This window comes from Pseudomonas nitroreducens NBRC 12694, assembly GCF_002091755.1.
In the GTDB taxonomy this organism is placed as follows: domain Bacteria; phylum Pseudomonadota; class Gammaproteobacteria; order Pseudomonadales; family Pseudomonadaceae; genus Pseudomonas; species Pseudomonas nitroreducens.
On record NZ_BDAI01000016.1, the window covers coordinates 21,711 to 36,051 of the forward strand.

Sequence of the window (14,341 nt, forward strand, 5' to 3'; positions counted from 1 at the left end):
GGCTACCAGCCTGTCCAGGCGCGCAGCGAAGCCAGGGGCCGCCGCAGCAGGTAGTAACCGAGCACCACACGTTCGCCATAGAGCTTGGCGGTGCCGTGCAGGCCAAGCCGGGCGTGGGGCGGCGCGTCCTGCACGCTGGCCAGCAGGCGGTAGGAGGCCACGCCTTCTTCACTGGGCTTGGCCTGGTAGCTGGTGTCGAGGATTTCCCCATGCAGCGGGTCGAGCGGGTAGGCGGTGAGGAACAGCGCCACCTTCGCCCCCGGCTCCAGTGCTATGGCGTCGGCGACCGGCAGCTGGATGCGCATGCCCGGCGCCTTCGGGTCGGCGATCTGCAGGATGCGCTCGCCGGTGACCACCGGTTTGCCCAGCCAGTCGTTGGGGTCGCTGTACACGGCCACGCCGGCACGCGGAGCGAGCACGCGGGTGCGTGCGAGCTGCGCCTGCACGGCGGCCAGTTCGGCCCGGCGCTGGCGGGCGCGGCCATCGAGCACCGTGAGTTCGCTCTTGCTCTGCGGATTGTCGAAGGCCCGCTGGCTGGCGGCCATGAGCTCGGCATCGGCCACCGCGACTTCCTTGCTCAGCACGTCGGCGCGGCTGCGCAGGGTGGTTTCGTCCAGCTCGAAGAGCGGAGTACCGACCTCCACGCTCTGGTTGGGGCGAACCAGCATCTTGACGATGACCCCATCGATCGGCGAGCTGATCACCTGGGCGTTGCGCGAGACGACCTCCGCCGGTGCCAGTGCCGTCTGCCGCACCGGGATCAGCAGCAGCGCGGCCAGCGCGATGACGGCGACCAGCACCTGGCGTTTGCTGGGCCGCCAGTAGCGCAGTTTGCTGCGCGGACCGAAGGAGGCCCAGGCGTGCGCCCAGGTCTGCCAGATGCCTTGCAGCAGCGGTTGCAGGTTGCGCGCCGGTGCTTCGTCGAGGAGGAACAGCACCAGCCCCAGGCGTTTGCCCGCACGGTCGTGCAGCGGCACGCACCAGAGGCCGGCCGGCCACCATTCGCCCCAGCCTTCGGCGATATCCGCCGGCGGCGCAGTGGCGTCACGGGCCAGCCAGGCAGGCGTGGCGTCGGGCAATTGCGTGGCAACCCAGCGGCTGGCGCGTTCCAGCCAGACCAGGTAGGGCGAATCCTCGGTGGGCTTGGCCAGGCCGGACACCGCCAGCAGTTCGTTGCGCGTGTCGTGGCAGGCGAACACCAGCGCCTGGTGGAAGCGCAGCAACGGAAACAGGTCGTTGGCGATGCTGAAGGCCAGGCCGCCGAGGGAGTCGGCCGCCAGCGCCCTGTCGCGTACATTGGCCAGGCTCAGCAGCAGCTGGGGTGGCGGCAGCAGCTCACTCATGGCTTTCGGGGAAGCGCGCGACCCCGCTCATGCCAGCGATCAGTTCCGGGTAGCTGGCATCCAGCTTCGCCTCAAGTTCCACGGTCTGCGCCACGGCGTCGACGCGTGCGTTGATCACGCTGACCTTGGCCGGGTAGTGCTTGCCGGTCTCGTGGATGTCCACCTCCAGCGGCATGTCCGGGCGCAGGTTGGGCAGCATCGAGGAGGGCACGTTGAGGCGCACTTTCAGCGCGCCATCGCTGACCAGGTCGAACAGCGGCGTGCCGGCGGAAACCGTCTGGTACGGCTTGACGTAGACCTTGGCGATACGCCCGGAGAAGGGCGCATCGACCAGGCAGTAACCGGCCTGCGCCCGCGCCAGGGTGAGAGCGCCGTCGGCCTTCTGCAGCTCGGTATTGGCCATGGCGACCTCCAGGTCGCCCACCGCGTCGAGCTTGCGCAGGTTCTGCTTGGCGGCGAGGTTGGCGCGGGCCATGTTCAGCTCGGCGGCGGCGACCTTGGCGCGGGCGTTGACTTCGACGCAGTTGAGCTGGGCCAGCTCGGTGTCCTTGGCGACCTTGTCGCCCAGATTGGCCTTGAGCGCGCCAAGGGTGCCGTTCATCTGCGCTGAGAGAGTGGTTTCCAGGGCGGAGACCAGCAGCACGCGGATGGCGCCGGGGTCCTGGCTGTCGGGCAGTGGCGGCAGGCCGCTGGTGGCATCGTCGGCCAGCGCCGGCTGCAGGAACATCAGGCACAACGGGAGAAGCAGGTACGACGGTTTACTGCGCAGGTGCGGCATTGGCGCTTCCTTGTTGACTGCTCGGGGTGCTGCTGGCGAGGAGGTTGGTGCTGGTCTGCTGTTCGAGGGTGCGCTGGATCTCGCGGGCCAGTGTCTTCACGTCGTGGTTCTCGATCTCCTTGGGCATCACCTCGAAGCCCACCGAGTTGTACAGGCGGCCCCAGGCGGCCTGGGCATCGGAGTAGGCGGCCTCGCGCTGGTAGCGCGAGAGCAGGTAGCGACCCTCGGCGCGGATCAGCTCCAGCTCGCTGCCCAGGGCGGCGCCACGGGCGGACTGCGCATAGCTGAGCAGGCTCTGGTCGACGCGCAGGCTCTCGTCGGCGAACTCCACTTCCTGGCGCGCCAGCTGGTAGCGCAGCAGGCCGACCCGGACCTGGGTGAGGATGGCCATGGACAGCGCGGTGCGGCGCATGTCGTCGGTCTTCTCCTGGCTCGCCTCGGCGGCCTTGATGTCCGGGTACTGCGCCAGACGCAGCAGGTTCATCGAGACGTTGATGCCGGTCTGGTTCCAGTCGTTGTTGTACAGGTACTTGTTGGAGTCGTACTCGTAGCCGTAGTTGAAGCTCACGTTGGGCCACAGCTGGGCCTTGGCGATCTTCAGGTCGTTCATGTCGACGCGTTTGCGGTACCACTCCTCCATGATTTCCGGGCGGCGCTCCAGGGAGAGCCGTTCCAGCTGGTCGATGTTGTTGGTCACCAGCGGCAGCGGCTGTTCGCCGACGTCGGCCAGGACCATTTTCGTGTTCGGCGGCAGCGACATCAGCGCGGCCAGCTCGGCGCGGGCGAATTCCAGGTCCTGGCGGCGCACGGTGAGCATGTATACCGAGTCGAGCAGGGCGCGCTGGTAGGCGAGGATGTCCTGGCGCGGCAGCAGGCCCTTGCCTTCGGCCTCGCGGGCGGAGGTCAGGGCGCGGTGGGTGCGCATCAGCAGGCCGTCCACTTCCGGCAGCAGGCGCTGGGCGCCCAGGGCGCGCCAGTAGGCGTTGCGCACGTCCTGCAGGACGTTCTGCGCGACCTTCTCGCGGCGCTCCTCGGCCATCAGCATCTGGTCGTTCTTCTGCTGGGTGCGGTAGTAGGCGACGCCGAAGTCCAGCAGGCTCCAGGACAGGCCGAGGCTGTAGAGCTGGCGGTAGCGCTCCTCGGACGTCGAGGGCCGCAAGCTGACCTGGCGGTCCTCGATGCCGATGGAGGTGCCGCCCGAGTCGTTGTTGCGCCCGGCATAGCCGGCGGAGGCGACCACCCGCGGCAGCATCTCGTGGCTGGTGACGTCGCGCAGGTCGGAGGCCAGCGCGCTTTCCAGCAGCTTGAGGCGGTAGTCGAGGTTGTACTTCAACGCGCGCGCGGAGGCTTCGTAGAAGGTGATCGGCCCGCCGACCGGTTCCTGCTCCTTGTACATCCGTGCCTGGTCCTCGATCACCCGCTGGCGCATTTCCTCCTCGGTGTAAGGCTTGGGCTCGAACGCCGAACAGGCGCTGAGCAGAATACTCACGGTGATGGTGGCGCTCAGGCATTTCAGTGCATAGGCGGGCATGTTCTGTCCTTGATCGATCTGAATGGGTCGCATGTTCCTCATTGGCCACCGCTCCGGCGCTGGGCGGCCTCACGCAGCTGGGCACGGAAGCCCGGTGCGGTCTGCGCGGGTTTTTCCGCCTTGCCCACCATGTCGGCGGGGAAGGGCGCCCACAGCGAGGGATCGGGCAGCAGGCCGTCGGCGCTCAGGCTGATGACGCCGTGGCGGCCATCGACCCAGTTGTTGTCCAGGGCTGCCGCACGGCGGCTTTCGGCGACGGCGCGGGCGACGAACTGGCCCTTCACCTGGCCCAGTTGCGCACCCAGCGACGGGCTTTCGATCTCCGGCGTGGCGAAGAACTCGACGTTGCTGCCGTCGGCGCCCCAGCCGGAGAGCGACAGGCGCTCGTCGATGCGCTCGACCACCGGCTGCACGAAGATCGCCGGGTCGACGTCGGGTATCCGATCACGCGGGTAGCCGTCGTCGCCGAAGCGGTCGAAGTGCGGCCCCGGCGGGATGTAGGGCGTGGCGATGTTCAGGGTGATGGTCAGCTGCGCCTGGTCGGTAAGGCCGGCCAGGTCGCTGATGGTGTAGGTGAAATAGTCCTTGAGGATCTGCCCCAGGCCCGCAGCGGCGAGGACTTCGCGATTACTCAGGTCGATGGTGTAGGTGTAGCTGCCGTCGGCATTCAATACGAGCGTGCCGTAGCGACCGGCAATGGGCTGGCCGATGACACCGGCTGTGCCACTGGCGGTTTCCTCGCCGGTGCGGATGCCGGTGACGGTCAGCTGGTCGCCGCCATCCACGTCGCTGTCGTTGGGCAGCACATTGCCGCTGGCCTGCGGCGCCGGGGTTTCGTCGCTGGCAACATTGCTGTCGTCGCGGGCTACCGGGTTGTCGTCGGCGCCCCGGATGGTGACAGTCAGGCGGGCGTCCGAAGTTGCGCCGGCAGTGTCGCGCATGCGGTAGGTGAACACTTCGCGAAGGGTTTCGCCGGCGGTGCGCAGGGCTTGCACCGTCGGGTTGGCGTTGTCCACGACGTACTGGTAGCTGCCGTCGGCGTTGATCGTCAGTTTGCCGTAGAGCCCCTGGAGCACCTGGCCGGCGCTGACGGTGTTGCCATTCTCGCCGGTGTAATGGACCACGGTCTTGGTCTCTCCGTACTGCACGCCATCGACATCGGTGTCGTTATCCAGCACGTTGCCGCGCGGGTCGACGCCGGGGGTGCCATTGTTCACGCCGCCAGCCTCGACGGCGGTGGCGGTATCGTCACTGGCGATGGGCGTGTCGTTGCGGCCGTCGATGGTGATGGTCAGCAGGCCGGGCGTGGCGCCGCCCCAGATGTCCGCGCCGAGGTAGGTGAACTTGTCCTGCAGGGTCTGGCCGCTGGCGCGCAGGGCTTCGACCTCAGGCAGCGTATTGTCGAGCTCATAGCTCCAACTGCCGTCCTGGTTCAGCGTCAGCGTGCCGTACTGGCCGCGCAGTGTCTGTCCGGGTGCGCTGGCGTCGGCCGGCAGCGGGCGGTCGCCGGTCCAGAACGCCACCACGTGCATCACGTCCTGGGGAATGCTGGTGATGGTGTCCGGGTCGGTGTCGTTGGCCAGGACGTTGCCGGACGGGTTGCTGCCCTGCACGTTGTTGTGCAGGCCGCCATCCTCCACGGCAGTTCCGAAGTCCGGCTCGGTCACGGGTGGGTCGTTGCGCCCGCGAATGATGATGAACAGTGTTGCCTGGTCGTTGAGGCCACCGTCATCGGTCACCTGATAGGTGAACGCCTCGATGGCGAAGGCCAGCGGTCCGAGCGAGACGATGGTGGGATTGGTGCTGTCGACGAAGTACTGGTAACTGCCGTCTGCGCCGATCACCAGGGTGCCGAACAGACCCTGGATCGTATGGCCATTGGCGCCGGTGGTGCCCGCGGGCACCGGCGTCAGCGGAGGATTGCGGTTTTCGGCGCCGATTCCGATGCCGGTGATCACCAGGTGGTCGCCGGCATCGACATCGGTGTCGGCGCCGAGCGTGACGCCCAGTGCGCCCAAGCCCGTGATGACATTGCCGGTAGGATTGCGCCCGCCGCTGCCGTCGAGGTTGGCCACGGCGTAGTTGATGTCGTCGTTGGCCACCGGAGCGTCGTAGCGGCCTTCGATGGTGATGGTCAGTTGGGCAATGGACGTGGCGCCCGCCGAATCGTGCATGCGGTAGGTGAAGGTTTCCACCAGGCTGTCGCCGAGTTTGAGTGCCTGCACCGCGGCGAGGCTGTCGTTCACCGTGTAGGTGTAGGTGCCGTTGGCATTGAGCACCAGGGTGCCATAGCTGCCGGCAATCACGCCGCCGCTGGCGGCAAGGTCGATGAGCGTACCGCCGGCGGCTTCGGCGCCGGTGCGTGCGGCATCGACCACCTTGGTTTCGCCGTAGGCGGCACCGTCCACGTCCAGGTCGTTGGGCAGAACGTTGCCGGTAGCGGGAGCGCCAGGGGTGGTATTGAGTGTGCCGCCAGCTTCGATGGCGGTGCCGGTATCGTCGGCGGCGATGGGAGTGTCGTTCTGCCCGTGGATGATCACCGTGAAGGTTCGGGTGACGGATTTGCCCTGGCCATCGCTGACGGTGTAGGTGAAGACCTCGGTCAGTGTGTCGTTGTAGGTGCGCAACGACTGGACCGCCGGGTCGAGGTTGTTGACCAGGAAGCGGTAGCTGCCATCGGCATTGAGCAGCAGCGTGCCGTGATTGCCGGCCAGGTCTGCTCCCACGGTACCGTTGGCGCCACTGGGGCTGACCACCGCGGTGATGGTGAGGACGTCGCCATCCGGATCGGTGTACGAGCCACGAATGCTGCCAGTTGGGTCCAGGCCCGGAACGTTGTTGAGCAGCCCGCCGGCCTCGGTGGCGTGGATCACTACCGGTTGCACGATGGGTGGGTCGTTCACCCCGGTCACGCTGATTACCAGTTGCGCCAGGTCGGTCAGGCCGCCGCTGTCGTGGATGCGGTAGGTGAACACCACGTCGAGGGACTGGTTGGCGGTGAGCGCGCGGATGGCCGGGTCGGCGCTGTTCACCTCGAAGAGGTAGGTACCATCGACGCCGATGGTGAGCTGGCCAAAGTTGCCGCTGATGATCGTGCCGTTGGCCAGCCGTGCGGCGGTGCCGGTGATGCTGATCGTCCCGGCGACGGTGGTCAGCGTGCCGCCGGCAGTTTCCAGGCCGGAGCGCACACCATCAACCCGGAGCCTGTCGGCATTGGGCTTGTCCGCGTTGTCGACGTCGGTGTCCACGCCGGTGCCCGGAGCGCCGGTGATCACGTTGCCACTGGCGTTGACCGGCGCCGGGCTGCCGTCGCTGGCGCCTGCGGTGGCGGTGTTGTGGTCGTCCACGGCCACCGGGGCATCGTTGGCGCCCTGGATGGTGATGGTCAGAGTGGCGATGGCGCTCAGGCCACCCTTGTCGGTGACCTGATAGGTGAACACCTCGGTGAGGGTTTCCCCGGGCGACAGCGCATTGACCACAGGATTGCTGTTGTCGACGACGTAGCGGTAGGACCCATCGGCGTTCATCGTCAGGCTGCCATAGAGGACCGGCAGCGTCGCCGGCGCGCCGGGAGCAACCGGGAAGATGCGCCCGCCGCCGATGCCGTCGTAGCGCACCAGGCTGACGGCCTTGGTCTCGCCGTAGACCGTGGAGTCCACGTCGGTGTCGTTGAGCAGCACGTTGCCGATGGCATCCGCACCGGGGCTGCCGTTGTTGGTGCCGCCGGACTCAACGGCAGTGCCGGCGTCGTTATGCGCAATCGGGGTATCGTTGGCGCCGTGGATGTCGATGGTCAGGGACGTCGAGCTGCCGAGGCCGCCACTATCGGTGATGAAGTAGCCGAAGGAGTCGCGCAGCACGTCGCCGGCGCTACGCAGGGCCTGTACCGCGGCGTTGGTGTTGTCGACCACATACTGGAAGCCACCCGTGGCCGTGATGTACAGCGTGCCGTAGCGGCCGGCAAGGGGGGTTACGCCGGAGGCCGCCACGGTCGCGAAACCGCCGATGGAGTTCTCCACGCGGGTGACCTTGAGCACGTCGCCGTTGGTGGCGATGTCGACGTCGGTGTCGTTGTCCAGCACGTTGCCGGTCGGGTCGACGCCCGGGTCGGCATTGTTCAGGCCGCCGGCTTCGATGGCGATGGCGAGGTCGGGGTGGGCCACAGGCGCATCGTTCACCGGGTCGATGACGATGTTCATCGTGTTGATGGCCACCAGCGCGTCTTCGACTGTTTCGCCGGGAATGCCATCGTTGTCCGCGTCGCCGAAATTGCCTTGGTCATTGGTGGCCATGGTCAGGACTTCGACGTTTCTGCCGGTGTTGAAGTCCTGGTCGCCCTTGTAGTAGATCTGGCTGAGCAGCACGTTGATCTGCTGCAGGGTGCCGGTGAGCACGAGGCTGCGACCGGCGCCCGCGGGCGGCGTGTCGTTGGGGCCCGGTGCCGTCCCTGTCTGCCAGAGCACCCCGTGCATCACGGTGAGGGTCACGGTCATGACGCCGTTGGCGTTGCCGGCATTGACGTCCACGTCGCTGGTGGCCAGGCCGACGATGTGCAGTACGGTGTCTTCCTGGCCATGCTGGTCGGCGACGGTGTTGATCGGCGCTTCGTTGATATGCACGTAGCCGGCATTGGCGATGCCGATGGCGCCTTCGCCCAGGTTCAGGTTGATGTTGCCCAGGCCGACGGTGGCCGTTCCGGTGTCGGTATCCACGCGAACGTGGAAGCGGTTGTTGCTGGCCTGGGCGAAGTTCTGCGCCACGGCCACCAGGTAGTTGCCCGAGGGCAGGATGGCGAACTGGTAGGTGCCGTCGGCGGCCGTCGTGGTGCTGAAGGTACGGTCGTCGGCGTTGCCGAACACGCCGTCGTCGCCGGCCCAGGTCAGGGTCACGCCGATGCCGCCCAGGCCGGGGCCGTCAGGCGTCACGCTGTTGGTGGCCGACCGGGTGTCATCCCACAGGGTGCCCCGCACCACGCCCATGCCGGCGCCGTCGCTGAGGATGTAGTTGTTCAGCCCGCCGACGCCGTCCTGGCCGGTGCGTTCGCCATCGACGCCGCCGGCGGTCAGTGGCCGCGAGCCGCCCCAGCCGGCGTTCTCGAAGCTGGTGGGCAGGCTGGTCCAGGTCAGCACCGCGGAGCTGTTGGCATCGTCGGGAACGATGGTGTTGGGCAGCGTGACGCTGTAGACCACTTGCACCTTGTCGTTGACGTTCAGCTGGTCGAAGTTGAGCACCACCTGGCCGCCCACCACGCTGGCGGTGACGCCCGCCGGCAGGTTGCCGGTGGTGTAGCTGGTACCGTTGATGACGATGCTCTGGATCGCGTAGTCGCTGCCGCTGGGGAACTGGTCGCGCAGCACGACGTTGTAGGCCGGTACTTCGCCATTCTGGGTAAAGCTGACGGAGACGGTGGCGTTGGTCGTGCCCGCCACACTGCCGGCGGCGATGTCGATGACCGACTTATCCATGCCGGTGAAGCTCGGCTCCACCACATGCTCGAAGATCGTGGCGCTGTGGCCGCGATCGACCCCGGCACCGGCGCCGACGTGTTCGAACACATTCATGCCCAACTGGGCTCCGGACTGGTTGCTGGCGATGTTGGCGACCCGGACGTTGAATTCCAGGATCACGCCTTCGATATCGCCATCGTTCACCTCGGTGTTGGTCAGGTTGCCCAGGTTGAAGGTGATGGTCCGGCCATCAGGGGAAATCTGCAGGCGCCCGCTGTTGATGTTGAATATGCCGGTGGGCTTGTCGCCGGACAGGTCAGGGTGGATCGGTAGTGACACCTCGCTGTTCTGGTTGCCGACCATGCCCAGGGTACCGCCGCTGATCAGGTCGGTGGCGTCGGTGCTAAGCCCGCCGATGGCGCTGGAGCCCAGGGCGATCAGGATATTGTTGAGATCGGCGGGAATGAATTCCAGGCCGGGAGCCAGTTCGATGCGGATCTGGTAGTTGGGGTTGTCGCCGGTGGGTACCACGACTGCCACGCGGTACCGGATGATCTCGCCGACCACCACGGTTTCCTCCAGGCCGGCGGTGTCAGTGGCACCGGAGGAATTGGTGGCCGGTGGCGTGGCATCGAGGCCGCCGACGCGGGAGACCTGGATGCCGTTGGTGACGGGAATGAACAGTGTGTTGATCTGCCGGTAGTCGTTGAGCACCCCGGAATTGAGCAGTCCATCGTCGCCGCCGCGTTCGCCGGCGCCGGTGTCGGTGGTGTTGCTCAGGCCGTCCAGGCTGGTCCAGCGCACCACGACGTTGTTTGAAATGACCGCCTGGCCGGCTGCCGTGGCGTTCACCACGCCTGACAGGGAGATGACGATCTTGCCGCCGTTGGCGATGTCGATGTTCGCGCCATTGGCGGTAACCAGCTGGCCGTTCTGGATGATGAAGTCCACGCCGGTATTGTTTGTGGCGCCGCCGCTGTAGACGATGCCGGTGATCACTATGTTGTCCATCTGCGTGGGCAGGATGTTCAGCAGGCTGAGGTCGAAGGCATTGATCCCGGACGTGTTTTCGATGGTGATGTCGAAGGTGACCGTATCGCCTTCGTCGAAACCGCCGAAGGTGGGGGTGGAGTTGACCTTCTGCGTCACCGTGAGGGTCGGCTCGACGATGCTCACCGAGGGCTGCTGCGCGCTGGTGACTGTGCGATCCACCGCCGTGGCGCCGTTGGGCGTATCTCCATCGGGGTCGCTGTAGGTGATCTGCGCGCCGTTGTTCAGGGTCACACCCTGCTGGTTGCCCTGCACGTTGCTCGCCACCAGCACCAGGCGGATGACAAAGGCGTTGTTGGCGACGTTGTTGTCTGCCGTGGAGCCGGCGGCACTGAACACCAGGTTGAGGTCGCCGCCATCGCTGCCGTCGCCGCTGAAGGTAAGCACATTGACGTTGCCGGCAAAGTCCTGGCCCAGTGCGCCGCTACCGGCGACCGTGGTGATGATCTGGTAGCCGGCGCCGCCGAAGGCCGAGAGGTCCAGGCGCAGGCCGGGCGGGATCAGGTCGGAAAGACGCAGGTTGGCGGTGCCGCCTTCGGGCAGCGTGACGACGATGTCGTAGGTCATCTTCTCGCCGATCACCAGGTTGCTGCCGCTGGTGTGGCCGGCGCTGGAGTCGTCGTCGGTTAGGCTGCCGTTCTGGTAGGTCTTGGTGATGGTCGGCGCCGCCACCTGCTGGTTGGCGACCTCGACGATGTCCACCGGGGTGAAGTCCTGGCCGCCGTTCACGCTGGCATAGTTGGTCAGCGCGGCGCTGGTCTGCAGCGTACGCGAGGCGAGGATGGCGTTGTCCACGGTAACGTCGTAGGTGATCACCACGACGTTGGCGCCGGAGACATCGTTGGCGGTGCCGGCGCGGCCGGCGAGCAGGGTGGCCTGGTTATTGGCGTCGAGGAAGGTGATGCTGTTGCCACTGACGCTGTAGTCGACGCCCAGCACCAGCAGGGTGCCGTCGCCGCGATGGATCTGCAGGTTGGCCGTCGCGAGACTGCCGCCGACGAAGGCCAGCCCGCCGGGCAGCGTGATGCTGGTGGCGACGTCGAAAGCGCCGCCGCCGCCGGTATTCTTGATCGCGGTGGCCAGGCGCAGGGTGTCGGCGCCGTCGATGCCGCTGACGTTGCCGTCCACCGCCGCGAGGCTGGTGACGCTGCCACTGAAGGGTACTCCCGTGGTACCCGGCTGGGCCCAGGTGCCGGTGGTGCCGGTGACCGTGCCATTGGTGCTGGAAACCACGCCGTGCTTGATATCCAGCACCGGTTCGGCCACCGACTCGATGACCGCCACATCCGAGGAAATCAGCACTGTCTTGTCGATGGTGGTGGTCTGGCTGGATTGCGCCAGGACGTCCAGTTCGCGCTGGTCGGCGAAGGGCTGGTCGCCCACGACCATGGTGAACTGCACCTGCACCCGGCCACCATTCAGGCCGCCGGAAGCGTAGTTGCCGAAGTTGAAGATGATCGAATTGCCGGCACCGGTACGCACGCTGTCCGGTACATCGCCGATGGTGTTGCCGGCGCCGAAGGTCCATTGGCCCACGCCGGTGCCCTGGGTCCACTCGGTGACCTGCGAGGCGAGCAGCGGCAGCGGCAGGTAGGCGGTCAGGGTGAAGTTCTCGTAATCGGCCACCAGCAGGTCATAGGTGATGGTGAAGGTCACCACGTCGCCAGGGCGCAGCTCACCGTTGCCCGGCGGTGCGCCGCCGTTGACCTGGGTGAGCTGGATATCGATGTTGGAGGTCTTGATGGTGCTGGTGGTGCTGGAGCCGTCGGTCTGCTCGCCGCCGGTGTTCAGCGCGTCGCGTAGCACGGTGGCATCCACCAGCGCATTGTTGCTGACGCTGTCGCCCTCGTTGAGCTGGTCGTGGGGCGGGTGGTCGGAGGTGTAGGTGGTGTCGATGATCGCGTCATAGACGACGGACAACCGCGTGGCGCCTTCCTGGATGTCGCCGTCCCAGAGATCGCCGAACAGCGCGTAGAGCCCCGGCCCCTGCACGGCGGCGGCAATGGAGGCACCGATATCGAAGACCAGCGTGGTACTGCCATCGGCGTTCACCGTGGCGGTGTAGATCACCGGGATCACCTGCGATCCACCGTGTTGCTGGATGACGATGCTTGGCGCGTTGGCGGCGGAGAAGGTCTGGCCGTCGCTGAGTTGGTCGGTGATGGTGAAGCGGCCTTGGCCGAGGATGTTCTTGCCGAAGGCGTAGAAGTCGGAAATGGCCACATCCATGGTGTAGCGCAGGGTATCGCCGGGAGTGATGCCGGGGGTGCCGACATCGGTCTGCAGGTTCACCGTCTTGAGCAGGGTGATGGACTTGGCGACGAAGGCGACACCCGCGCCGTTGCCGGTCACGGTAAAGGGGTAGCCGTCCGGGTCGATCGGGCGGTCGCGCGGGTCCAGCGGATTCCAGTCGCCGCTCACGGTCGCGGTGCCGAAGGTTATGGTGCGCGGATTGCCGGTTGTCGGATCGAGCACCGGCCGCCCGGCGGCGTCGATCTCCGGGACGTAGAAGCCGACCGAGGTGGTGCTGGCGGCGCTCAGGGTGTCGTAATGGATGGTGTAGCTGGCGACGAAGGCATTGGGATTGTTCAGGGCCGCGGCGATCAGCGCCGGGTCGGTCAGCACGGTGCCGTCATGCAGGGTGATCGAGGACAGGGTGCCGCCAGCGCCGGGGGTGATGGAGCTGACATGTACCTGGTCGGGTACCGTCTGGGTGACCGTCACGTTGGTCAGGGTCTGGCCGGGGGCCGGGGTCACGGTGACCGTTTCGGTGCGGGTGAAGTTCGGGCCGGTGACGGTTTCGCCCTCGGGCATATCCACCGTCTGGGTGACCGACAGCAGGGTCGGGGTGACCACGAAGCTGTGCAGCGCGGCTTCCACCAGGGTCGGATCCTGCGCGGGGTTGTTCAGCGAGTCGTTGCCGTATTCGAAGCCGCCGCGGGCGTTGATGGTGAGGTTCGGCGCGCCGTCGGAATAGCTGGTATCGGCCAGGTTGCTCAACTGCGCGGTGACCTGGATGTCGATGGCCGGCTGGCCGACGGTGACACTGGCGTAGGGTAATTGCAGCACCACCATCTGGTCGCCCGGCTTCATGCCGACGCTGGCGGCGTTGATCACCAGGGCGTTGCCATTGGCGTCCTTGGCCAGTGGATGGGTGGCGTTGCCGCTGCCGTCGAAGGTGACGACGAAACTCTTCACGGACTGGCCCAGGTAGCTGGCGGAAACGAAGGTGGCGCCGTCGTTGCCGTCGCGGCCGGTGGCCGGCATGAACAGGTCGATGTAGGGGGCGTAGCCGACCTGCGTGGAGGGGTTACTGAAGATGACGTCGAAGGTGAAGGTATCGCCCAGGCGCACCGCCGCGCCGCCACTGCCCATGGCTACGGTGGGGCTGGCATTGGCCAGCAGGCCCTGGAAGTCCGTCAGGGTGCTGGCGCTCAGGGCGATGGTCTTGTCGACATCGCCTGCGCGCACTTCCAGGTTCCAGTCGCCGCCGGCGCGGGTAGCGCCGGTGGCATTGCTGGAGGCGCCGACATCCGCGCCGGTCCAGCGCGCCAGTTCGTTGACCAGCGCCTGACCGGCGCTGCCCGAACCCACGTCACAGCCGTACAACTGGATATCCGCCCCTGCATTGAGTTCGCCGCGCCAGGCGCTGAGGCGATCGCCGAGCTGATCGACGCTCTGGCGGGTGAAGGTCTGGTTGCCGAGGGTGAACTGGCCGGTGGCGCCGTGGGAGAAGATCTGGATCGAGTCGACTTTGCCCAGTTGCGCCAGCGCGCTGCTGATTGCCGCGATGGCGTCCTGGCCGGCATCCACTACCAGGGCGGTGGTGCCCACCGGCAGGTTGGCGGCCAGCTGGTCACGGTTCTCCAGGCGAGCATCGATGACCACCAGGTTGCGCGGCGCGGCCTGCGCGGGCGCCGCCGCCTGGGCCCGAGCCTCGACAGCCGTGGCCGGCTTGGCCGTGTCCTTGGCCTCGGCTCCCGTACTGGAGTCGTGGTGCTGCTGGTCGACGGCGGCCGCAGCGGCACCATCGAAAAGAATGCGTTGCTCCAGCGCGAGCGCGTGGGTGGCGGGCTGGAAAAGCTTCGAACGATACTTGGCCTGCATTTCCCTAATTCCGGCTGATCAATATCGAGAGAAAAAGCAGTCCTACGCATATCTGCTTACGCAATTGACGCTAGTACCATTCCGA

General features: G+C 66.6%; 4 protein-coding genes. All 4 read right to left on the reverse strand.

Annotation, left to right across the window (positions count from 1 at the left end; genetic code table 11):
• Positions 1 to 2: 2 nt before the first annotated feature.
• From PNI01S_RS25645 to PNI01S_RS25660, 4 genes are read right to left on the reverse strand one after another with little or no spacing between them, the layout of a single operon-like run.
• Positions 3 to 1,343 (reverse strand): efflux RND transporter periplasmic adaptor subunit, encoded by a 1,341-nt coding sequence (locus tag PNI01S_RS25645; protein ID WP_065084371.1) that lies wholly within the window; start codon positions 1,341 to 1,343, stop codon positions 3 to 5.
• Positions 1,336 to 2,121 carry an efflux RND transporter periplasmic adaptor subunit gene (locus PNI01S_RS25650; protein ID WP_084359680.1) on the reverse strand — a complete coding sequence of 262 codons (786 nt, stop codon included), beginning with the start codon at positions 2,119 to 2,121 and terminating at the stop codon, positions 1,336 to 1,338. Before PNI01S_RS25650 ends, PNI01S_RS25645 begins: the two co-directional genes overlap by 8 nt.
• Complete coding sequence (locus PNI01S_RS25655) at positions 2,102 to 3,652, reverse strand: TolC family protein (protein WP_024764709.1); 1,551 nt, start codon at positions 3,650 to 3,652, stop codon at positions 2,102 to 2,104. The genes PNI01S_RS25650 and PNI01S_RS25655 overlap by 20 nt, the downstream gene beginning before the upstream one ends.
• A 38-nt stretch (positions 3,653 to 3,690) precedes the next feature.
• Entirely contained in the window at positions 3,691 to 14,256 is a 10,566-nt protein-coding gene (locus PNI01S_RS25660; protein WP_084359681.1) for a VCBS domain-containing protein, read from the reverse strand.
• Between the last annotated feature and the right edge of the window lie 85 nt (positions 14,257 to 14,341).

What these genes read in the sequence shown, in the direction of transcription:
- PNI01S_RS25645 (WP_065084371.1), bottom strand. Translation starts at nt 1,343, where the DNA reads ATGAGTGAGCTGCTGCCGCCACCCCAGCTGCTGCTGAGCCTGGCCAAT.
- PNI01S_RS25650 (WP_084359680.1), bottom strand. Translation starts at nt 2,121, where the DNA reads ATGCCGCACCTGCGCAGTAAACCGTCGTACCTGCTTCTCCCGTTGTGC.
- PNI01S_RS25655 (WP_024764709.1), bottom strand. Translation starts at nt 3,652, where the DNA reads ATGCCCGCCTATGCACTGAAATGCCTGAGCGCCACCATCACCGTGAGT.
- PNI01S_RS25660 (WP_084359681.1), bottom strand. Translation starts at nt 14,256, where the DNA reads ATGCAGGCCAAGTATCGTTCGAAGCTTTTCCAGCCCGCCACCCACGCG.